At 58.3% G+C, this 22221-nt stretch carries 15 protein-coding genes; 9 read left to right on the top strand and 6 right to left on the bottom strand.

The genetic code is table 11. From position 1 onward, the window contains the following. The first annotated feature begins 78 nt into the window (after window positions 1-78). The gene (locus ABIE02_RS18025) at window positions 79-738 is read left to right on the top strand and encodes an O-methyltransferase (protein ID WP_032611007.1); all 660 of its coding nucleotides are present in this window, start codon (window positions 79-81) and stop codon (window positions 736-738) included. Between the two features lie 451 nt (window positions 739-1189). Here ABIE02_RS18025 and hrpA read toward each other — a convergent pair whose 3' ends face one another. Further along, window positions 1190-5092 (bottom strand): ATP-dependent RNA helicase HrpA, encoded by a 3903-nt coding sequence (gene hrpA, locus ABIE02_RS18020; protein WP_336994551.1) that lies wholly within the window; start codon window positions 5090-5092, stop codon window positions 1190-1192. A 203-nt stretch (window positions 5093-5295) separates the two neighbouring features. Between hrpA and azoR the strand changes: the two genes are divergently transcribed. After that, window positions 5296-5901, top strand: a complete 606-nt coding sequence (gene azoR / locus ABIE02_RS18015) for an FMN-dependent NADH-azoreductase (RefSeq protein WP_032611010.1) — start codon at window positions 5296-5298, stop codon at window positions 5899-5901. Between the two features lie 12 nt (window positions 5902-5913). Here azoR and ABIE02_RS18010 read toward each other — a convergent pair whose 3' ends face one another. Genes ABIE02_RS18010 through opgC form a run of 5 tightly spaced genes read right to left on the bottom strand, consistent with a single transcriptional unit; the run spans window position 5914 to window position 10051 of the window. Next, complete coding sequence (locus ABIE02_RS18010) at window positions 5914-6369, bottom strand: ATP-binding protein (RefSeq protein WP_117385556.1); 456 nt, start codon at window positions 6367-6369, stop codon at window positions 5914-5916. A gap of 1 nt (window position 6370) precedes the next feature. Further along, window positions 6371-6709: an STAS domain-containing protein gene (locus ABIE02_RS18005; protein WP_032611013.1), complete on the bottom strand. Its 339-nt coding sequence runs from the start codon at window positions 6707-6709 to the stop codon at window positions 6371-6373. Then, window positions 6706-7914: a PP2C family protein-serine/threonine phosphatase gene (locus ABIE02_RS18000; RefSeq protein ID WP_117385555.1), complete on the bottom strand. Its 1209-nt coding sequence runs from the start codon at window positions 7912-7914 to the stop codon at window positions 6706-6708. Before ABIE02_RS18000 ends, ABIE02_RS18005 begins: the two co-directional genes overlap by 4 nt. A 9-nt stretch (window positions 7915-7923) precedes the next feature. After that, window positions 7924-8823: a hypothetical protein gene (locus ABIE02_RS17995; RefSeq protein WP_032611015.1), complete on the bottom strand. Its 900-nt coding sequence runs from the start codon at window positions 8821-8823 to the stop codon at window positions 7924-7926. A 10-nt stretch (window positions 8824-8833) separates the two neighbouring features. Continuing rightward, window positions 8834-10051, bottom strand: a complete 1218-nt coding sequence (gene opgC, locus ABIE02_RS17990; protein WP_336994550.1) for an OpgC domain-containing protein — start codon at window positions 10049-10051, stop codon at window positions 8834-8836. Between the two features lie 284 nt (window positions 10052-10335). Between opgC and ABIE02_RS17985 the strand changes: the two genes are divergently transcribed. Genes ABIE02_RS17985 through ABIE02_RS17955 form a run of 7 tightly spaced genes read left to right on the top strand, consistent with a single transcriptional unit; the run spans window position 10336 to window position 21704 of the window. Further along, a complete protein-coding gene (locus ABIE02_RS17985; RefSeq protein WP_059307783.1) occupies window positions 10336-12150 on the top strand; it encodes a glycosyltransferase family 2 protein in 1815 nt (604 codons plus the stop codon). Beyond that, on the top strand, window positions 12147-13478 hold the full coding sequence (locus ABIE02_RS17980) for a DUF3131 domain-containing protein (protein ID WP_336994549.1): 1332 nt from the start codon (window positions 12147-12149) through the stop codon (window positions 13476-13478). Before ABIE02_RS17985 ends, ABIE02_RS17980 begins: the two co-directional genes overlap by 4 nt. Before the next feature lie 41 nt (window positions 13479-13519). Continuing rightward, window positions 13520-15022, top strand: coding sequence for a DUF3131 domain-containing protein (locus ABIE02_RS17975; protein WP_223610593.1), 1503 nt, complete (start codon window positions 13520-13522; stop codon window positions 15020-15022). Then, complete coding sequence (locus tag ABIE02_RS17970; RefSeq protein WP_144882805.1) at window positions 15007-16401, top strand: DUF3131 domain-containing protein; 1395 nt, start codon at window positions 15007-15009, stop codon at window positions 16399-16401. The genes ABIE02_RS17975 and ABIE02_RS17970 overlap by 16 nt, the downstream gene beginning before the upstream one ends. Further along, window positions 16398-16832 (top strand): hypothetical protein, encoded by a 435-nt coding sequence (locus tag ABIE02_RS17965; protein WP_032611042.1) that lies wholly within the window; start codon window positions 16398-16400, stop codon window positions 16830-16832. Before ABIE02_RS17970 ends, ABIE02_RS17965 begins: the two co-directional genes overlap by 4 nt. Before the next feature lie 2 nt (window positions 16833-16834). Then, entirely contained in the window at window positions 16835-19510 is a 2676-nt protein-coding gene (locus ABIE02_RS17960; protein ID WP_223610587.1) for a hybrid sensor histidine kinase/response regulator, read from the top strand. Further along, window positions 19500-21704, top strand: coding sequence for a glycoside hydrolase family 2 protein (locus tag ABIE02_RS17955; RefSeq protein ID WP_223610588.1), 2205 nt, complete (start codon window positions 19500-19502; stop codon window positions 21702-21704). Before ABIE02_RS17960 ends, ABIE02_RS17955 begins: the two co-directional genes overlap by 11 nt. Window positions 21705-22221: the final 517 nt, after the last annotated feature.

Genomic DNA, 22221 nt, shown 5'->3' with positions numbered 1-22221 from the left:
CAGGGAGAGGGAGAAAACATTCGTAGGCCCGCGCAAGCGTAACGCCGCCGGGTAACGCTCTCACTAAGGGGTCAATCTATGCAACAACAGTGGTCTGCCGTAGATAATTACATGATTTCCGAGCTTATTCCGCAGGATGAGGTGCTCCAGCAGGTGCTGGAAAATAACCAGCGCGCCGGTTTACCGGCCCACGATGTCGCCGCCAATCAGGGCCAGCTGCTGGCGCTCTTTGTGCGTATGACTCAGGCCCGGCGCATTCTGGAAATTGGCACCCTGGGGGCCTACAGCAGCATCTGGATGGCGCGCGCCCTGCCGCCGGACGGAAAGCTGATCACCCTTGAGGCCGATCCGGTACATGCTAAGGTGGCGCGCCAGAACATCCATCTGGCGGGTCTGGATCAGCGCATCGAGCTAATCGAAGGCCCGGCGCTGCTCTCCCTTGAACATTTCGGCGACACGCCGCCTTTTGATCTGATCTTTATTGACGCCGACAAACCCAATAACCCGGGCTATCTGGAGTGGGCGCTGCACTACTCCCGCCCCGGGACGCTTATCATCGGCGATAACGTGGTGCGTGACGGGGAAGTGATTAACGGCCAGAGCGACGATGCTCGCGTACACGGCGTGCGACGGTTTATCGAGATGATCGGGGATAACCCGCGCCTGACCGCGACGGCGTTGCAGACGGTGGGCATAAAGGGGTGGGATGGATTTACGCTGGCGATGGTGAACGGTTAAACCCCGTCGGGCGGCGCTACGCTTGCCCGACCCAGGGTCCGGTGTTCTCCCTCGCCCCTTTGATATGCTTGCCCGACTCAGGGTCCGGTGTTCTCCCTCGCCCCTTTGATATGCTTGCCCGACCCAGGGTCCGGTGTTCTCCCTCGCCCCTTTGGTATGCTTGCCCGACCTGCTGTCCGGTGTTCTCTATGCTTACCCGACCTACAGTCCGGTGTTCTCCCTCGCCCCTTTGGTATGCTTACCCGACCTACAGTCCGGTATTCTCCCTCGCCCCTTTGGTACGCTTGCCTGACCCAGGGTCCGGTGTTCTCCCTCACCCCTTTGGTATGCTTGCCCGACCTGCGGTCCGGTGTTCTCCCTCGCCCCTTTGCTATGCTTGCCCGACCTGCGGTCCGGTGTTCTCCCTCGCCCCTTTGGGGAGAGGGCTGGGGTGAGGGGAACATACCGCACGCTACGCCGAAATCTGCTCCATCGCCTGCAAGATACGCTTGTCGGAGATCGGGTATGGTGTCCCCAGCTGCTGCGCGAAGAAGCTGACGCGCAGCTCTTCGATCATCCAGCGGATCTCCTGGACATCTTCGTCATCGCGGCGGGCAGGTGGCAGCTTATTCAGCCACTGCTGCCAGCGCTGCTGCACCGCTTCCACCTTCAGCATCTGCGCCCGGTCACGGTGCGGATCGATGGCCATCTTCTCGAGACGTTTTTCAATCGCCTGCAAGTAGCGCAGCGTATCCCCCAGACGCTTGTAGCCGTTCCCGGTGACAAACCCGCGATAGACCAGCCCGGCCATCTGGGCCTTCACGTCCGACAGCCCCAGCGCCATGGTCATATCCACCCGCCCTTTGAGGCGTTTGTTGATATTGAACACCGCGGTGAGGATCTGCTCGACCTGTTTCGCAATGTTCACCACCGTCTCGTTAAGCTCGGCGCGCACTTTTTCGTGCAGCTTCGCAAAGCCCTCTTCTGTCCACACCGGGCCACCCGCGGCGTTGATCAGCTGATCCACGCCGCAGGAGATGCAGTCGTCGATCAGATCCAGCACCTTGCCGTACGGGTTAAAGTACAGCCCCAGCTTGGCTTTGTTCGGCAACTTCTCGTGCAGATACTTGATCGGTGACGGGATGTTCAACAGCAGCAAGCGGCGCAGCCCGCGCCACATCGCCTGCTGCTGCTCCTGCGGATTATCAAACAGCTTGATTGACACGCTGTCGCGCTCGTCCACCAGCGCCGGCCAGGCTTTCACCTTGTAGTTGCCGCGCTTCTGCTCGTAGCTTTCCGGCAGTTGACCGAAGCTCCAGATATGCAGCCCGCTCTGCTCGATACCATCGTCGGCCACGGCAGATAAGGTCTCCTGCACTTTCCCTTTCAGGGCATCTTTCAGTTCGGTAAGGGAACGGCCTTCCTGCAGCTTTTTGTTCTTCTCGTCCACCACCCGGAAGCTGATTTTCAGGTGATCGGGCACCTGATCCCAGTGCCAGTCTTCACGGTCTATGGTGACACCGGTCATCCGGCGCAGCTCGCGCTCCAGCGAATCCAGCAGCGGCAGCTCCAGCGGCGTCGCGCGACCTAAAAACGCCTCGGCGTAGTTCGGCGCAGGGACAAAGTTGCGGCGTACCGGCTTCGGCAGCGATTTAATCAGGGCGATAACCAGCTCGCGGCGCAGGCCGGGGATTTGCCACTCAAACCCGCTTTCTTCCACCTGGTTGAGCAGCGGCAGCGGGATATGGACGGTCACGCCGTCGGCATCGGTGCCCGGCTCAAACTGGTAGCTCAGGCGCAGCTTGAGGTTGCCCTGATGCCAGAAGTTCGGGTAATCGAGCTTGCTGACCTGCTCCGCCCCCTCTTTGATCAACATGCTCTTTTCAAAGTTGAGCAGATCCGGGGTTTCACGGCTGACCTTTTTCCACCAGCTGTCGAAATGGCGGGCCGACACCACATCATGGCTGATGCGCTGGTCGTAAAATTCAAACAGCGTTTCGTCATCCACCAGGATGTCGCGCCGACGGGTTTTGTGCTCCAGCTCTTCCACTTCGCTGCGCAGCTTCAGGTTCTCCCGGAAGAAGGCGTGACGGGTCTGCCAGTCGCCCTCCACCAGCGCGTGACGGATAAACAGTTCACGGCTGAGGACCGGATCGATCTGGCTGTAGTTGACCTTACGCGCGGCCACCACCGGCAGGCCATAAACGGTGACCTTTTCGGTCGCCATTACCGCGCCCTGCGCCCGCTCCCAGTGCGGTTCGCTGTACGAACGTTTCAGCAGATGCTGCGCCACCGGCTCCACCCATTCCGGGTCGATACGTGCGGCAATGCGGCCCCACAGGCGGCTGGTCTCCACCAGCTCGGCAACCATTGTCCACTTCGGCGGCTTCTTGAACAGCCCGGAGCCTGGGAAGATGGAGAAACGGGCGTTACGCGCGCCGGTAAATTCCTGTTTATCGGCATCTTTCATCCCGATATGCGACAGCAGACCGGTCAGCAGCGCGATGTGAATTTCGCGGTACTCTGCCGGTTCGCTGTTCACCGGAATGCCCAGCTCCTTCACCACCTGACGCAGTTGAGTGTAGATATCCTGCCACTCGCGCACCCGCAGGTAGTTCAGGAAATCCAGCTTGCACTGGCGACGGAACTGGTTCGATGACAGCGCTTTCTGCTGTTCGCCGATATAGTTCCACAGGTTTACAAAGGCGAGGAAATCGGACTCTTTATCGTGGAAACGGCGATGTTTTTCGTCGGAGGCCTGCTGTTTGTCCATCGGACGCTCACGCGGATCCTGAATGGAGAGCGCCGAGGTGATGATCATCGCCTCACGCACGCAGCCGTGTTTTTGCGCCTCCAGCACCATCCGCGCCAGACGCGGATCCACCGGCAGCTGGCTGAGTTGACGGCCCTGCGCCGTCAGTTTGTAGGCCGTGGCCTGTTCGTCGGTCGTGATCGCCCCCAGCTCTTCCAGCAGGCGCACACCGTCCTGGATATTGCGTTTATCCGGCGCTTCGACGAACGGGAAGGCGGCGATATCCCCCAGCCCGAGGGCAGTCATCTGCAGAATGACCGACGCCAGGTTGGTACGCAGAATTTCGGGATCGGTAAATTCCGGGCGCGACAGGAAATCGTCTTCTGAATAGAGACGAATACAGATCCCTTCCGAAACACGCCCGCAGCGACCTTTACGCTGGTTGGCCGAGGCCTGTGACACCGGCTCAATCGGCAGACGCTGCACCTTGGTGCGGTAGCTGTAGCGGCTGATACGCGCCGTGCCGGGGTCAATCACATATTTAATACCCGGCACGGTGAGGGAGGTTTCCGCCACGTTGGTCGCCAGCACGATGCGGCGGCCGCTGTGGGACTGGAAGACGCGGTTTTGCTCGCTGTTGGACAGACGCGCGTACAGCGGCAAAATTTCGGTGTGGCGCAGGTCGCGCTTGCTCAGCGCGTCGGCGGTATCGCGGATTTCGCGCTCGCCGCTCATAAAGATCAGAATATCGCCCGGGCTTTCGTTGCCCAGCTCGTCCACGGCATCAAAAATGGCCTGCAGCTGATCGCGCTCGGTGTCGTCGGCGTCTTCCACCATCGGACGGTAGCGTACTTCTACCGGGTACGTGCGGCCTGAAACCTCAATAATTGGGGCATTATTAAAGTGGCGCGAAAAACGTTCCGGGTCGATGGTGGCCGAGGTGATGATGACTTTCAGATCCGGGCGACGCGGCAGCAACTCCCGCAGATACCCGAGCAGGAAGTCGATATTCAGGCTGCGCTCGTGCGCTTCATCGATGATGATGGTGTCGTACTGCATCAACAGCCGATCCTGCTGGATCTCGGCCAGCAGGATCCCGTCGGTCATCAGCTTGACCATGGTGTTGTCGCTGACGTGATCGCTGAAACGCACCTTATAGCCGATGCAGCCGCCCGGCTCGGTTTGCAGCTCTTCAGCAATACGGTTTGCCACCGTTCGCGCTGCCAGACGACGCGGCTGGGTATGGCCAATCAGGCCTTTTAGCCCGCGTCCCAGCTCCATACAAATTTTTGGCAGCTGGGTGGTTTTACCCGACCCGGTCTCCCCCGCCACAATCACCACCTGGTGGTCGCGTACGGCTTCAAGAATTTCCTGTTTCTTCTGGCTGACGGGCAGGTTTTCCGGGTAGGTGATCGCCGGACGCGCCGCTTCGCGCAGCACGACTTTACCCGCCGCCTGTTCGATCTCTTTTGCCATCTCCTGGTAGATGGCCTGTTGTGCATCAGGATTTTTAACCTTCTTAACCCCGTGCAGACGGCGGGCAAACCGCTGTTTGTCACGTAACATCAGCGCATCCAGCTGTTGCATCAGCATTGGAAAGGTTAATTTCTGTTGTTCTGTCATAGCGTTAACGGGCAGTGCACTGCCGGATAAAATCTCTTTTTAATGATTGCTATAGAGTACCACATCGCTGGTTTTTACGCCTTATTCAAAAAATTCGAACATAGGCTTCGATATATTGCGCTATCCCTGCGACAGGATTGTGAATAGAGTGTCAACAAGCAACGGGGCAAGCCCCCTCATCAAATACAACAAAGGAATCACCCATGAGCAAAGTATTAGTTCTTAAATCCAGTATTCTGGCAGGGTACTCTCAGTCTGGTCAGCTGTCTGATTATTTCGTTGAACAGTGGCGTGAACAGCACAGCGGTGACGAAATCACCGTCCGCGATCTGGCCGCTCAGCCAATCCCGGTACTGGATGGTGAACTGGTTGGTGCCCTGCGTCCGAGCGATGCACCACTGACTCCACGTCAGCAGGAAGCGCTGGCACTGTCTGATGAGCTGATTGCCGAGCTGCAGGCGCACGACGTGATCGTGATTAACGCCCCGATGTATAACTTCAACATCCCGACGCAGCTGAAAAACTACTTCGACCTGGTGGCGCGCGCTGGCGTAACCTTCCGTTACACCGAAAAAGGCCCTGAAGGTCTGGTCACCGGTAAACGTGCGATCGTGCTGACAAGCCGTGGTGGTATTCACAAAGATACCCCAACCGACCTGATTGCCCCGTACCTGTCCGTGTTCCTGGGCTTTATCGGCATCACCGACGTGAACTTCGTGTTTGCTGAAGGTATCGCTTACGGCCCGGAAGTGGCGACCAAAGCGCAGAACGATGCGAAAGCTGCCATCGACAGCCTGGTAGCGGCATAAGATTTCGCCCTCTCACCGCCCGGTGGGAGGGTTTTTGTTTTTCAGCTCTGGCCACTCTTTTTCCAGGGTAGCAATATTCTTCCCGTCCCGGCATTCAACATCAAACCTGTCAACCGACAGCAGGATCAGCTTCAGACCACGCCCGCTTTCCGCCAGCAGCGCGTCATCATCAAACGTCTCTTTACGTGCCGTAGCCAGGCGCTCTGAAGGAAAGATCGCGCCCGCGTCGGTAAACCGCAGGCGCACGCCCACGTCGGTGGTGATAAATTCCACCCTGAAAAGGCTGCGCGCATCCTCGTGCAGCGCATAGCGAATAATATTGGTCGCCGTCTCACAGGCGGCGAGATCGAGCGCAAAGCGCCATCCCTCATCGACAGGCAGCGAAGCAAGCTGGTGTGCCAGCCACTCCGCCAGCGGCGAGAGCGAGGTTAACGCGGCCGGTAGCGCGATATCGTTAGCCACGGACATATCACGGATTCAGCTGCGCAAGCGCCGCGGCACGATCCGGGCAGATGCGGAAAATGCGGTCCATCCGGGTCAGGGTGAACATATTGCGGATCCCCGGGTTCAGGGCGCACAGCACCATGTCGCCTTTACCGTTCATCATTTTCAGCAGAGACACCAGCATTCCCAGCCCGCTACTGTCGATAAAATCAATTTTACTGAAGTCGATGATCAGGGCTTTGCGATCCTCGCCTGTCTCGCGAATGATGGCCTCCTTAAAAACCGCTGCCACCGAGGCATCCAGCCTGCGCACCGCGGGGGTCATAATGTTCACGTTGGGCTGCCGCTCTGTATCAATATTCATGGTTCTTCTCCTGTACGCTCAATCACTAAAAGTGAGACATCATCAGCCATCGCCAGCGGTTCTTTATTATCCCCACTGCGCCAGTGAACAAGGTGCCGGGCAAACTGCGGCAGGAGTTCATTCAGCGTGAGGCCCGCGCCCGCCTGTAGCGACGCCTGGAGTCGCATCTGGCCAAATTGTTCACCGACGAGGTTTTCGCATTCGGTAATACCATCGCTGAACAGGCAGAGCCGCTCACCGGCCGCCAGCGAGAAGTTAACATCCGTCCAGCAGAGATCCGGCATCAGCCCTACCGGCGCGCCGCCGTTGCCGACTGTCCTCGCCTCGCCTTCCGGCGTGACGATAAAGGGAGTGGGATGTCCGGCCTGGCACAGCCTGCCCTCGCCCGTCGCCAGATCGATAACACCGTAAATCATGGTGAAATAGCTCACGATCTCCACCTCGTCGCTGCAAAAACGACCGTTGAGGATCCGCACCACCTCGGCGGGAGATGCCACCTCGTTGTCAGCGGTAAACAAAAAACGCTCCACCGCCCTGCCGTGCAAAAACTGGCGGGCCACGGCGAGAGACATCATTGCCGCGCCGACGCCGTGGCCGGAGACATCCACGCAGTAGAACCCCAGATGGTTATCCAGCGGGAAGACGTTAAAAATATCGCCGGAAACCCAGGCCGACGGCAGAAAGATCCAGTCGGAGAAGTAGTCCTGGTGACGCTGCTGGTGTGCAGGCAAGACTGACTGCTGAATACGCGCGGCGACCTCCAGATCCTGTTCAATCTGGCGCAGGGCCTCACTCAGACGTGCGTTGCGCGCAGCGAGAGTAGACTCCAGGGACAGCACTCGCGCCCCCGCGTGCAGCCGCGCCCGCAGCTCGCTCTGCTCCACGGGCTTACTGAGAAAATCATCCGCCCCGGCGTCAAACCCCAGCGTTAAATCGTCCGGCGCTTCGCGGGCGGTCAGCAGAATAACGTAAACATAGTGCCCAAACTGACGGCTGCGAATTTCCCGGCACAGGCTAAGGCCGTCCATCTCCGGCATCTCCCAGTCACTAATCACCAGACTGACCGGCTGGTTTGCCAGGATGTCCAGCGCGGCGACGCCGTTTTCCGCCTCGCTGACGGTATAGCCCCACTGGGCAAGCATCCGCGCAAGCAAACGACGGTAGACCGGCGAATCTTCAACAATCAGGACGTGCTGTGCTGACATAGCGCCCCCCTAAAGCGGTAAGAACCAGACAAGGCTGACCGTGCCTTCACGAAACTTGCCGTTGCCGCTCTCGTGGCCGGGATAACGGGTGCCAGAGTAATTGGCATACTGAACGGAGAAGGAGCCGGGCGTATATCCTGCGTAGCCAAAGCTGTAGCTGTAGTCGCCGTTCCAGGGCTGCTGCTGGCTGCTGTCCGGGTACCAGAAGGCCGTGGCGCGCACAAAGAAATGTTGCTTAAAGGTGTACCCACACCCGCCCAGCATCACATTCTTATTGCTGCGGATATCATTGCTCTCAAGGTCGTAATAGCGCGGCACCCAGCTGTAGCCCACCTGGCAGATGATGGAATCACCTTTGTTAATCAGCAGGCTGTTTTCCAGGGGTTTCGGCAGCGAGAACTTATAGGCCAGGGTCACGGCCCCCTGTTCAAAGTAGGTGTGGCGCTGGTTCCCGGACGTCCAGAAACGGTTATCGCCGTAATTACTGTAAACCAGACTCAGGGTGTTGGCGTGCCAGTCATCGTAGCCAAAGCTGTAGCGGAAATCGGCCGTGTAGCGGCTGGTATCGGTGACTGGCAGACGCGATGTCACATTGGCAAACCAGTAGCTGTAGGGGGAATATTGCAGGCTGAGATTCAGCGTCTGGTTATATTTGCGCTTTTGCTCTGCGCTGTCAGAGCTGTTGGGGATGGACATCCACTGCTCTTTTAAACCCGAGCTAAAGCTCAGGGCACCGGAAAACACATCGTCATTACCGGAGAAAAGCCGTCCCCAGCGGCTGGTGAAAACCCCCGCCTGCACCGGCTCGCCGTTCTTGTCGCGCAGCGGCTCCTCACCCTCTTTCTGAGCGGCCTGTGCCCCCGCAGCGGCGCATAACAGCACGCAGGCCAGTAGATATTTCTCCCGCATTTGCCCTTCCTTAGTTAGGTATCCAGCGTGCGGCGACGTTATATTTCGCCAGTAACCACAGTACGCCCAGTGCTGTCGCGTGAACGAGGGTGTTCACCATCCAGTCCTGACGCCAGAGATCGAAGGTCACGAACTGGCTTACCGCGAGCACGACGTAAACATGCAAAATAAAGGTATAAAGTGAGCGCTGGCCGAGCGGGATCAGAAACCAGCCTGCCAGCCGGTACAGGGGCTGCCAGCACCATGTCAGCAGCAGATAGACCGTCACCATCAGGCAGATATCGTTAAGCACGCGTATCGGCCCGAGACCGTTCTTCGCCGCCCAGGTGTGGTAAAAGGCATTAAACTCCGCCGGCGGGATAACGTGCATCAGGAGCGCAGGCGGCATAAAGGGGTTGGTATGGTTCTGGGCGACAAAGCCGAGGACGAGCGCAACGATCACCAGCGCCACCACCACCACTTTGCCCGGGGAGGTGCGGGCGAAGGAGATGAGTTCCTCTTTGTACCAGCCGCTCGCCATGCCCAGCACAAAAATAAATTGCCAGGCCAACAGCGGGAACGCGAATTCGAACTCAGAGGGCGTGACACGCACCGGCCAACGCTGCCAGCAACCATAAACCAGCAGTGAAAGACCCAGCAGCCAGTAGACGTGTCCCCTTTGCAGCATCCCTAAAAACAGGGGGCTTAACAGCAGAAGAAAAATATAGAGGCCGAGGATTTGTGTCTGATGGGGACCGATTTGCAGGTACAGAATAATGTTAAACCAGGTCTCTTTTATTTGCGGCGTAACCGGATAGAGCGACCAACTGGTACCTGAAAAACGATCGGTAAAATGGGTCACTTCAAAAACATCAATAAAGGGCAAATACCCCAATAACAGAAAGGATACAATGATAATAATATTAACCCGGTATATTTTCCATGCCCTGAGATAAAGCCCCCAGGAAATAGTGAGTAAGACCGCTTTCTGTAATCTGGCGCGATTTAACATGCCTAGCATAAATCCGGAAAGAATAACAAAGCCTTCGGCACCGGTCGTCAGGCCAAAACGTTCCCAGGTAAATATATTAAATATCGACATCACTTCCGTATGCGCGACCACCATCATCACCAGCGCAATGCCACGCATAAAATCAATACGCAGATCGCGATTCCCTGCCAGAGAATAACGCCATGTTATTGATAATATGCCTTTATTCTGCGTTAACGCAGGCGCAATCTGGCTCATAGGGAGTCCTGTTCATGATCCTGAAAAAGCGTCGTGCCAATTATTTAGATAGCGTAAATGTATTCATCTGGCAATTATTGCGGCGCGCTGAATAAAGCTTATTAATAATTAACCTTCATTTAAGCCACCCTAAACTGTTGCAATTTCCCCTGCTGGAATAATTTTTCCCGCGTTCTACACTTACCTTAAATTTTGTTTTTGTGGACGTTATTTTACGTGGCGCTCTGATCGTCGGTAGCAGGCCTTTAATTAATCGTCATCGTGGAATCAGGATATCCTTCGCTATGGATTTTTATTTTTCCCGTTTTGAACATCGCAAGCCGCCTGAACCGCTAAAGACGCCGCGCTGGGTAATGATGACCTGGCAGGTATTAGCGGTTGCCGCACTGATTCTTGGGGCCAATTATATTTACTGGCGCTGGACCGCTTCGTTAAATACCGACGCACTCTGGTATGCCATTCCGCTGGTGCTGGCGGAAACCCTGGCCTGGATCGGCACGGTGCTGTTTACCATCAATCTGTGGAAGGAAGAAGATCCGCCGCAAAACCCGCCTCCGGGCGAAATTAACGACTGTCTGCGACCGGAGGATGCGGAAGCGTCGAGACCGATAAAGGTCGATCTCTTTATCGCCACCTATTCAGAAGACGTGGAGTTGGTCAGGCTCTCCATTCGCGACGCCATGAAAGTGGTCTACCCCGGGCCGCTGGATTTTAAGGTGCATGTGCTGGATGACGGCCGCCGCCCGGAGATGAAAGCCGTGTGCGAGGAAGAAGGCGCCAATTACATTACCCGTCAGACTAACATTGGCTTCAAGGCTGGCAACCTGCGTAATGGACTCGAGCAGACCGACGGCGACTTTCTGGTGATCTGCGATGCCGATACCCGCGTCTTCCCCACGCTGCTCAGCCACACGCTGGGCTATTTCCGTGACCCGGACGTGGCATGGGTTCAGACTCCTCAGTGGTTTTTCGACCTGCCGGAAGGGGAAAGTTTGCCGCGCTGGCTCGGCCGCAAGGTGGGCAAAGCGGGATACGGGCTGGGCTGGCTGGCCCAGAAATTCATCGGGCCGGTAACCGTCGGGCGTGACCCCTTTTTCAACGATCCGCGTATGTTTTATGACGTGATCTTACGCCGCCGTAACTGGGCCAACGCCGCCTTCTGCTGCGGCGCGGCCTCCATTCACCGGCGCGAGGCGGTGATGCAGGCGGCCCTGCGCAGCTACGTCTGGACCGTTGAAGAGGAGATCGACCGCCATACCCGGGACATCCGCGATCCCGCGATGCGTGAAACGCTACAGGACGCCATGCGTCCCCATGTGGCCTTCGATACCGAACTGACCCCCTATAAGTTTCACGTCTCCGAAGATATTTATACCTCCATCCTGCTGCACGGGGACGCCGCACGCCGCTGGCGCTCGGTAATGCACCCGCGTATCGAATCTAAAATGCTCTCCCCGCAGGATATGCTGACGTGGATGATCCAGCGTTTTAAATATGCCGCAGGGTCGCTGGATATTCTGTTCCACGACAATATTTTTAGCCGCCGCCGCTTTAAGCTCTCTTTGCCGCAGACGTTGATGTATGCCACCACCTTCTGGTCTTACATGGCCTGCGTATGGAATACCATTTTCCTGATTTCGCCCATTATCTATCTGTTCACCGGCATCCCCCCGGTGTCAGCCTGGTCTGAGCCGTTTTACCTGCATTTTTTGCCCTTTTTTATTATGTCCGAGCTGGCCTTTATGTTCGGTACCTGGGGGATTTCGGCCTGGGACGGCAGGGCTTCTTACCTCTCCTTCTTCTCCATGAACCTGCGGGCGCTGGATACCGTTCTGCGCGGGGAGCAGATCAAATTTCACGTCACCCCGAAAGAGCGCCAGACGGGCCGGTTTCTCTATCTTGTTAAACCGCAGATCGCCATCGTCGTGCTTACCCTGGCGGGGCTTATCTGGGGTGGGATTCAGGTGGCGCGTGGCCAGGTTGACGACCCTTCCGGCTACGTGATCAATATCTTCTGGGGTGCGGTGAATATCGCCGCCATGCTGCCCCTGATCCTCGCCGCCATGTGGACGCCAGCCGACGAGGAGGCGAGCCAATGAGCAAACGCGACGCGCTGCTGTCTGCCCGCAGCTATCTCACCATTTTGATCGGTTTTCTGCTGGGTTTCGCCATTGTCGTCTGGGTCGAGAAGCAGATGCCCACGCGTATTGAGAGCAGCGCGGGCATGACGTTAAGTCAGGATTTTCCGCCCCTGCCCACTTCGCGCGAGCTGACCTTTGACGAGGCGATCTGGGCGCGGGTGGCCTGGCAGTATTATGTCAACAATACCCAGCCGAACGGGCTGGCGAATGCACACGACGGCGAACCCTGGCTCAGTCTGTGGAGTACCGGAAGCTATCTGTTTGCCCTGGTGGCGGCAAAACAGCTCACCATTCTGACAACCGACGAATTTGACGAGCGGATCACCGCGGCGCTCTTTACTCTGGGGCGGCTACCGCTCAATGCCGAGGGGCTGCCCGCCGCCTATTACCACGCAGATTCCCTGGAAATTCTGGGTAAAGCGGACTCCTCCGCTATCGGGATGGGTCGCCTGCTTAACGCCCTGCAAACCCTGCTGTGGCGATACCCTCAGCATGCCGCCGGGGTACGCGATCTCTTTAACCAGTGGAAAGTGGGCGGCCTGGTCGCCAATAACACCGCCACCCAGGCCGCAGCCCCGCTTCACCACTGGGCGCTGGCCGTGGATGAACCGCGCAACAGCTTCGGCTATCGCCTGTATGCCAGCCACACGCTTCGGCTGATCGACAGCGCGGCGGGCCTGGCAGTCACCAACCCGCCGGAAGGGCAACAGATGATCGATATCGACGGCATCATGGTGCCTGACGAGGGACTGCGCACGCCCTGGGGACGACAACCCTCGCTGATTAGCCTTCCCTATCTCTTAACCGGCCTTGAGCTGGGCTTTGATGCCCAGAGCGCGGAGATTGCCTGGCGCATTATGCAGATCCAGCAGCGTCGGCACGGCCTTCGGGTCAGCAAGCCCCCCATCAGCACCGACTACGCCGAGCCTGCGCCCGATTACGTGAACGATCTGCCTGACCGTCAGCCGCTGCAAAATAGCGCCCTGCACGATGCCCCCCCGGAGCAATTAGCGATCACCTCCACCCGCACCGCCTTTGCCTGGTATGCCCTGTTCCGCAACGGCTGGAGCAAAGCGCTTCGCCAGCAGGTCCAGAAGCTGCAGGTGCCCGGCAAGGGCTGGCAGCGTGGGCTTAACCCTGACAGCAGCGTCAACGATGTCGTTGACGCCGATACCAATGCCGTTGTTCTCGAAAGCCTGGCCTATATCGCCCGGGGCCAGATGCTCTGTCTGGCCTGTCTTGGGCCTATAACACCACCCACTTCTTCAGCAGGAGCTACGCCATGAAGCTGAAATCTTTACTCTATTTTCCTCTTCTGGCCGGGCTCATGGCGATCTGGCTTTCGCTCGCGGCGGCTGAAGCCGCGACCGGGCTGCCGGCCTCAGAGTACGAGCCTCGCAGCGGCGAACTCACCCCGAGAGAGATGGCGATTGCCAAAAATGCCTGGCAATATTTCGTCTCGAACTTTCAGCCCACCACCGGGCTGGTCAATGCGGTAAATAAATACCCCTCCACCACCATGTGGGACAGCGCCTCTTACATGGCAGCCATGACGGCGGCGCGGGAGCTGGGGATTATTGATAAAGCCGAGTTTGACCGCAGGATGCTGAAGTTACTCGCCACCCTGAACAAGCTTGATCTCTTCCGTAACGAGCTGCCCAACAAGGCCTATAACACCATTTCAGGGCAGAAGGTGAACTACCAGAACAAGCCCGGCGAGATTGGGTTTTCGGCGCTGGACATCGGCAGGATGCTGGTCTGGCTGAAGGTGATAAAAGAGCGCTATCCCGAGTACAGCAACAGCATCGATAACGTGGTATTGGGATGGGATTTTAGCCACGCGGTGGATCCCTGCGGCACCTTGTACGGTGCCTATCTGGAAAACGGCCAGCCGAAATACGTGCAGGAGGGGCGTCTGGGGTATGAGGAGTACGGCGCGGCGGGCTTTGCCCTGTGGGGGTTCAGTACCTGTCAGTCCAGCCGTCCCCAGCCCTATGAACTGGCGGAAATTTACTGCGTGATGGTGCCCTATGATTCCCGCGATCCGCGTCAAACCAGTCAGCATAACTATGTGGTGAGCGAATCTTACGTCCTGTACGGCATGGAGTTTGGTTTTGATAATCCGACAGACCGCAATAACAGCCCGCGCGATTACTCCCATCCGTGGATGAAGAACTTCGCCGACCGGGTATACCAGGCCCAGGAGAACCGCTACGCCATCACCGGTATACTAACCGCCCGCTCTGAGCACCAGCTCGATAAATCCCCCTACTTCGTTTATGACACCGTCTTCAGCGACGGTTTTAACTGGAACACCATTACCGACAAAGGTCAGTTCGTTCCGAATACCGCCGCCGTCTCGCTGAAAGCCGCCCTGGGCATGTGGGTTCTCTGGGATTCTCCTTATACCGATCGCCTGCTGGACACCATCGAAAACGCCAATGAGGAGGGGAAAGGTTATTACGAGGGTCTGTATGAAAACGGCGACGGCCCGATCAAGGAGTTCACGGCCAATAACAACGGCATCATGCTGGAAGCGCTGTTGTTCAAAAAAGAGGGCAAATTGCTGCGCTTCAACACCGACAATCCCAAAAACCGCGATTTCGCCCCCTCCCTGTGGGACAAAAAGCTGGTGGATCTTTTTGAGCCGAATAACACCCCGCGCAACCGTCCTTTCCTGAACAGCACGCCAGCCGTCAAAACCTGGTGTGAACAGACCGGGACCACGCAGCGCACCAGACCGGCCTGTCAGGCCTGCCAGTGCGCCACCTGCAACGCGGATGAACCCGTTAAACTGCCGCCGGTGACCGCGCAATGCTTAAAACCCTAGCTCGCTGGCTGGCCGTCGCCGCTCTCGTTCTGCTTATCGCCTTCGCCCTGTTCAGTCGGGAAGGTGCCGGGTGGCGCTGGCTGACCAAAGGCGGCTGGCACTCCACCGCGCGCATAAGCAGTCTGTCGCCGCAGGAAGAAGAGTGGGCGCGCATCGCCTGGCGCTATTTCGAGAATAACACCCAGCCGCAGACCGGGCTGGTCAACGGCAGCGACAAGCAGCCGCGCGTCACCCTGTGGCAGATGGGCGATACCCTGATTGCCCTGCTCGCCGCCCGGGAGCTGGATCTGGTCAAAGAAGCCGAGTTTGACGCCCGGCTGACGCGCCTGCTCGGCACCCTGAATCGCCTGACGCTCACCGATACCCGTACCCCGGGGCGGCTTTACTCCAGCCGGACGGCAACCCCCATCGACTTCAGCGGCAAACCGGTGAAAAGCGGCTGGTCAGCAAAAGATATGGCGCGTTTGATGCTTGCCCTGCGCCTCACCGCCGAGCGTGCCCCCCAGTATCGTGAGTACCTGGATAAAATTATCCTGCGCTGGAATTTCTGTCCGGTGATGGATAACGAGGGGGAGCTGCGATCTGCTTCGCTGCAGGACGGCCAGACGGTCGTGCGCGACGAGCTGCGGCTGGGTGAGAGCGAATACGCCGCCACGGCCTTTCACCTGTGGGGTTTTCCGGTGGGTAAAGCGCTTATCCCCCCTTCCCGCAACGTCATTATCTATCAGCGCAGCCTGGCCGTTGACGCCCGCGACCCGCGCACGACCTGGCAGCCTTCGCTGCTGAGCACCCTGCCCGCCATGCTGCCGGGGCTGGAGTTCGGCTGGCAACCGCCCGGCGTGCCCTCTGATGTGCAGAAGACGCTGCGCGAGCGGGCCGAAGGGGTATGGCTTAGCCAGAAAACGCGCTGGGAGCGTGACAAAGTGCTTACCGCACGCGCCGACTTCTATCTCGCCCAGGCTCCCTGGCACGTCGAAGACACCGTCTGGGGTAACGGTTATGCGTGGAACACCCTGGGAGACGACGGCCGGTATTATCCCCGGCTGGCTCAGGTCACCACCAAAGCGGTCTTTGTGCTCTGGACGCTGTGGGAGACCGAGTACACCGACGCTCTGATGGCGGTGACTACGCATCTTAACAACCCTGAGCAGGGCTGGTTTGAGGGGCGCGTGGAGGCGACCGGGGACATCAACCCGACCCTGACCCTCTCCACGAATGCCATGGTGCTGGAAGCCCTGCTGTACAAACACAACGCCGGGCCGCTGTTTGAAAACGGTCTGGCGGATGACAACAGCTATTTCTCCCGCCGCACGACGGATCAATTCAACCCACCCGGCCTCTGTCTGCCGGGCGAAAAAGCCGTGAGGACCGCACCATGAAATTTTATCGCGATCTCTTCGAGGCAAGCCTGAACCGGGTCATACCCGAGCACGACAAAAAGCGCTTTTTCGATATCTTCTGGGACACCTTTAGCCATATGTCCCCCGAAACAGAGCAGCATTTCGCCCGGCGTCCGGGTAAAGAAGGCCAGCAGATGATCTTCAAAAGCTTTTTCGCCATGCTCGCCGTTGATGGCGTGCTGTTCGTGCCGGACTTTCTTGAGCGCCTGGCACGGGAGCAGAGCGATGAAGGCCTGCGTCTGCCGCCGCGATTCTTCGCCATGTGGCGGGAGGCGATGCTCAACACCGTGCGCGCCTGCGATCCTCTCTGCGATGAGGAGATCATTACCGCCTGGGCGATGGCAATCGCGCCCGGTCTGGAGTATTTGCGTCGCCAGGCGGAGCTGCACTATCAGCCCGGAGGCGATTAGCTATGCAATCCACATCCCATTTCGACCTCAACGCGCTGCCCATGGGCGTGATGATCTACGATCCGGCCGAGTGCCTGCTGGCCTGGAATGACCAGATGACGCGCTTCTATCCGGTGATCGCTCCCTGGCTGACTGTTGGCGCAACGCTGGAGAGCCTGGCAGAGAAATTTATTGATGCTGGCTATAACATCGACCCCGGCCGCCGCCAGACGCTGCGCGAGGCGATTATCCGCAACTGCCGTCAGGCGAGCCATCGTGAAGTACGGCATTCGGGCAAACGGCGGCTCTACGTGCAGCATCAGCGGCTGGCGGACGGCGGCATTGCCAGCCTGCATACGGACATTACCGAGCTTGATGAGGCGCAGCGCTCACGCCACCAGCTGCATGACGATTTTTTATTGACCGCGGAGTCGATCCAGATCGGCATCTGGGACTGGCAGGTCTCTCACGACAGTCTGCAGGTGAACGATACCCTGCTGGCCATGGTCGGCCAGTCGCGGGTGCAGTTGCACTATCCGCTGCGCTTTTTGCTTAACCTCGTCCACGAGGCGGATCGCACCACCCTGCGCCAGGCAATGATCGCCTCTAAGCAAGACCATATGCCGGTGTTTGAGTGTGAGATCCGCGTCCAGCACCCGACTCAGGGCTGGCGCTGGATGTTGATCTCCGGCCAGGTAGTGACTCTTACTATTCAGCAGCAGGCTGAACGGGTGATCGGCACCCTACAGGATATTACCCGCCGCAAGGAGGCCGAGCTGCTGGCGATTGAGGCGGCAAAAGTGGCCCGCGAGGCAAACGAGGCGAAAAGCGCCTTCCTCGCCAACATGAGCCATGAGATCCGCACCCCGATGAACGGTATCCTGGGCATGACCCAGCTCTGTCTGGACACCCAGCTCAACCCGGAGCAGCGGGAATACCTCTCTCTGGTGATGAGCTCTGCCCAGTCGCTGCTGCATATTATCAATGACATTCTCGACTTTTCCCGCATTGAATCGGGCAAGATGTTGGTGGACGAAGAGCCGCTGGAGATCCGCCCTTTCGTTCAGTCGCTGATCCGCCCGCACATGCCTGCCGCCAGCGAAAAAGGCATCGAGCTGCTGGTGGATATCTCGCCCGCGGTGCCGGAGGTGCTCATTGTGGATGGCCCCCGGCTACGTCAAATCCTCACCAACCTGCTGGGCAATGCCCTGAAGTTTACCCATCAGGGCGAGGTCCTGCTGGCGATTGAGCCCGGTAACGCCGAGGGGGAGTGGCGTTTTCGCATTCGCGACAGCGGTATCGGGATCCCGCCTGAGAAGCAAAAGGCCATCTTCGAGGCCTTCAGCCAGGCCGACAGCTCCACCACCCGCCGCTATGGCGGTACCGGCCTGGGGCTGACCATCTCGGCCCGGCTGGTCAGTCTGATGGGCGGAGAGCTGACGGTGCAGAGCGAACCCGGAGCAGGCAGCGAGTTTGCCTTCACCCTGCCGCTGGAGAACCCGCAAACAGCGTCAGCGACGGGCACTCCCATGGCTCGCTTCAACGGCGAACGGGTGTTGGTCGTGGATGACAACAGCACTAACCTGCGCCTGCTTGATACTATGCTTCGCCAGATGGGCCTGACGCCAACCTGTGTGAACAACGCCGGGGAGGCGTTACGGCGGGTCGCCGAAGGTGCCCACTGGCCGCTGATCCTGCTGGATGCACAAATGCCGGACATGGACGGCGTTTCGCTGGCCCTTGAGCTTTCGGTTCTGCCGCAGGCCAGTCAGAGTCATATCATCATGTTGAGTTCAATGAGCCGCCATTTTGATGCCAACATGCTTAAACGCATAGGTATTGCGCACTATCTTCACAAACCGGTTGCCCAGCGCGAACTCTACCAGACCATTACCCGTGTCCTTGCACCTGCCCCCCTTGCGGATCCGACCCCTGTCCCGGTGGCTGCTCCCACACGCGCACAGGCCGAACTGCACATTCTGCTGGCTGAAGATAACCTGGTGAACCAGAAAGTCGCCAGACGCCTGCTGGAGCGGCTCGGTCACCAGTGCGAAGTGGTCAACAATGGCCGTGAGGCGCTGGCGCGCTGGCGCGAGCAGACCTGGGACGTGCTGCTTATCGACCTGCAAATGCCAGAGATGGACGGTGAAACCGCCATCCGGCTGCTGCGGGAAGAGACGGTAGCGCGTGGCCTTAGCCACCAGCCCGCCATTGCCATGACGGCTCACGCCATGCAGGGCGACAAGGAGCGCTGCCTGGCGATGGGTTTCGACGGCTATATCGCCAAGCCGGTGAGCCAGGAGGCGCTGCAGGATGAAATAGCCCGCGTCGGCCAGCCACAAGACCAGGGCATGCCAGACGAAGCGCGTCTGTTGAAACAGTGCGCTGACGATCCCAGCCTTGTTCAGGAGCTATTGGAACTGTTCGGCGAAGGACTCGACGAGGCGATAGCCGCCATCGTCCAGGCTATCGATAATGACGATCGTGAGGCTCTGCGCCGGGCGGCGCACCGGCTTCGCGGCGAAGCCGTCACCCTTGGTTTTACCGGCCTTACCGGGCTGCTCGAGGAGCTTGAGAGCCAGGCGGTGTCCCTGGACCAGACCAGACTTAGCCTGCTGCGCCGGGAGCTGACCGCTGAGGCCGGGCGCAGCGTCGCGTGGCTGCGCCACAGAGCGCAGGAGGTAAAGCATGATCTCTAAACTTGGTCTGCTGCTGATGTTCAGCACGCCGCTGGCGCTGGCGAGCCAGCCGGTCACCTGGTCTCTGGCGGGGATGTGGCGGGTACATGACGCCAACGATACCGCCTTTAACGGGGCCAGCGCTTCTGACCAGGGCTGGCGTACGCTTCGGGTACCTGCCAACTGGTACAGCGCCGGATACGATCATCAGGGTGCGCTGTGGTACCGGCACGAATTTACGCTGCCCGAACGTGCCCCGGATACCATGGCTACCCTGGTATTTGATGGCGTGGACTATTTTGCCGGGGTGACGCTTAACGGCAAAAATCTCGCCCGTCACGAGGGCTATTTCCAGCGATTCTCTGTAGATGTCACAGAGACGCTGCGCCGCCACAATCGGCTCGCCGTTCGGGTAGACAGCCCCCGGGAAGATCCCAAAACAATCTGGCCGCTACACAAAACGCTGTTCAAAGGGATTCTTAATCAACATGACACCCGCCCCGGTGGTGCCTGGTCTGAGCAGGGTCAGGATGCTAACTCCGGCGGGATCTGGGCTCCGGTGAAACTGCATCTGAGCCGCGGCGTCACCATCGACGACGTGATCCTCCGCCCGGACTGGCGCGAGGGGCTGGAAAACCCGGTGTTGCGTGCCGACATTCGCTACCGGGCGCAGACGCACGGGCCAGTGACCCTGCGCCTGTCGGCTGCGCCGGATAATTTTAACGGCCAGCGTATTCAGCAGGACTTTCCGGTAAACCTGACAAAGTCGTATGGTCAGGTCCAGACCCTGAGCGTCACGCTGCCGATGAAAGGTGCCAGGCTCTGGTGGCCGGCAGGCTATGGCAAGCCGAACCTGTACCGGATCCGCGCCACACTGGTGGATGACCAGGGGGTAATGGACACCGCCGTCACCCGGACGGGTCTGCGCAAACTGGAGGAACAGCCGGATAACAAGGGCTGGCGAATCAATGACAGACGACTGTTTATTAAAGGCAGCAACTACATCGGTTCCCCCTGGCTCGGCACCATGACGCGGGATAAGTATCGTCAGGATTTCGCGCTAGTGGAGAAGATGAACGCCAACGCGATCCGGGTTCACGGGCATGTGGCAGGCCGCGCGCTTTATGAGGTGGCCGACGAGATGGGGCTGATGATCTGGCAGGATGTCCCCCTCCAGTGGGGCTACGATAACAGCGTTGCATTTGCTGACAACGCGGTGCGTCAGACCCGCGACATGGTTGAACAGTTCGGTAATTCCCCGGCCATTATCGTCTGGGGCGGGCACAACGAGCCGCCCTGGAACTCGCCGTGGATGGAAAAACGCTTCCCCGACTGGAATAAAACCTTAAACCAGTCTCTGACAAAACGGGTAGGTGATACCCTGGCTGAAGATAGCTCCCGCATCGTGCATCGTTTTTCTGCCGTGGAGGAGCACTACTGGGCGGGATGGTATTTCGGCACCATGCGCGATCTGCTCGCCCCCGCCAAAACCGGGATCATCACCGAGTTTGGCGCCCAGGCCCTGCCGCGCCTCTCAACCCTGAAAACCATTGTGCCTGCCCACCTTATGTGGCCGAAGAGTACAGCGGCAGACGATCCCGGCTGGACGCTCTGGAAGTACCATAATTTTCAGCCGTTCCAGACCTTTAAGTTCGCCAACATCCCGCGCGGGAAGAACATTCAGGAGATGATTGATAACACCCAGGCGTATCAGGCGGAGCTGGTGGCTATGGCGGCGGAGAGTTATCGTCGGCAGCGTTATCAGCCCGTGACCGCCCTCTTCCACTTTATGTTTGTCGAGACCTGGCCCTCGATCAACTGGGGTGTTGTGGATTACCTGCGCAAACCGAAAGCGGGCTATTACGCGCTGCAACAAGCCTATCAGCCGATCCTGCCCTCGATTGAACCCGTGACCGCCGTCTGGCGTCAGGGAAGCGAGGCGACGGTACGCCTGTGGGCAATCAACGATACCTGGTCTGCCTGCGAGGATTGCCGTCTTACGTGGCAGGTGAAGCAAAGTGGACAGCGTCTTGCAGAAGGCGAGACGGTCATGACTCTGCCGCCCGACTCGGGCAACAAGATAAAAGAGATTAACGTCACCCCGACCCGCAGTGAGCCTGTGACCATTGAGTATCGCATTGAAGATAAAGCGGGCAAGACGGTGGGTAAAAACCGGCGCGAAGAGCCTGTGGAGCCGCCGTCTACGGGGACGTAAAGCGTCATCGTGTGGCAAACCCTCTTGTCTGAGAGGGTTCACACCTTCTGGTATCGCCAGCGAGTTGACGAGACGCCTGCTGGCGTCAAAAGCGGAACGTGAAATACTGGCTACAGCAAATGAAAAGGCCCCAGCAAATAATTGCCAGGGCCTTCAGGTTACGAACAAATTAATAATTAACATTCATCAACTTAATTACACACTACAACTTCAAAGATGTACGTATTCTCACAGGATTACCGTTTAAACCAGTTAACGCTACCTCCTCTGATAAGTATGTGAAATAACATCATTTCCTGTCGTGTACATCACCCACGCGATATATACTCTTGATGCGTTGCCTTAATTGCCCCGCGATATTCTTGACGCCATACTTACGTCCCCTAATCGCGGCCATTACTCTTTGAAACAAGGCCTTACATCATCGCGTGTACTTCCCCACTATGCGATCGTACTTATTTACTGCATGGCCTGAAAGCATGTTCTAACTGGTATTCACTTATTTACCAGGACCCAA

The organism is Leclercia sp. 1548 (genome assembly GCF_050435045.1).
In the GTDB taxonomy this organism is placed as follows: domain Bacteria; phylum Pseudomonadota; class Gammaproteobacteria; order Enterobacterales; family Enterobacteriaceae; genus Enterobacter; species Enterobacter adecarboxylatus.
This window is presented reverse-complemented; position numbering and strand designations above follow the sequence as displayed.

Bases quoted from the DNA above. Each gene is read 5' to 3' on its own strand.
- ABIE02_RS17985 (WP_059307783.1), top strand. From the start codon at position 10,336: ATGGATTTTTATTTTTCCCGTTTTGAACATCGCAAGCCGCCTGAACCG.
- ABIE02_RS18005 (WP_032611013.1), bottom strand. From the start codon at position 6,709: ATGAATATTGATACAGAGCGGCAGCCCAACGTGAACATTATGACCCCC.
- azoR (WP_032611010.1), top strand. From the start codon at position 5,296: ATGAGCAAAGTATTAGTTCTTAAATCCAGTATTCTGGCAGGGTACTCT.
- ABIE02_RS17960 (WP_223610587.1), top strand. From the start codon at position 16,835: ATGCAATCCACATCCCATTTCGACCTCAACGCGCTGCCCATGGGCGTG.
- ABIE02_RS17975 (WP_223610593.1), top strand. From the start codon at position 13,520: ATGGCGATCTGGCTTTCGCTCGCGGCGGCTGAAGCCGCGACCGGGCTG.
- ABIE02_RS18000 (WP_117385555.1), bottom strand. From the start codon at position 7,914: ATGTCAGCACAGCACGTCCTGATTGTTGAAGATTCGCCGGTCTACCGT.
- ABIE02_RS17995 (WP_032611015.1), bottom strand. From the start codon at position 8,823: ATGCGGGAGAAATATCTACTGGCCTGCGTGCTGTTATGCGCCGCTGCG.
- ABIE02_RS17980 (WP_336994549.1), top strand. From the start codon at position 12,147: ATGAGCAAACGCGACGCGCTGCTGTCTGCCCGCAGCTATCTCACCATT.
- ABIE02_RS18010 (WP_117385556.1), bottom strand. From the start codon at position 6,369: ATGTCCGTGGCTAACGATATCGCGCTACCGGCCGCGTTAACCTCGCTC.
- ABIE02_RS17965 (WP_032611042.1), top strand. From the start codon at position 16,398: ATGAAATTTTATCGCGATCTCTTCGAGGCAAGCCTGAACCGGGTCATA.
- hrpA (WP_336994551.1), bottom strand. From the start codon at position 5,092: ATGACAGAACAACAGAAATTAACCTTTCCAATGCTGATGCAACAGCTG.
- opgC (WP_336994550.1), bottom strand. From the start codon at position 10,051: ATGAGCCAGATTGCGCCTGCGTTAACGCAGAATAAAGGCATATTATCA.
- ABIE02_RS17955 (WP_223610588.1), top strand. From the start codon at position 19,500: ATGATCTCTAAACTTGGTCTGCTGCTGATGTTCAGCACGCCGCTGGCG.
- ABIE02_RS18025 (WP_032611007.1), top strand. From the start codon at position 79: ATGCAACAACAGTGGTCTGCCGTAGATAATTACATGATTTCCGAGCTT.
- ABIE02_RS17970 (WP_144882805.1), top strand. From the start codon at position 15,007: ATGCTTAAAACCCTAGCTCGCTGGCTGGCCGTCGCCGCTCTCGTTCTG.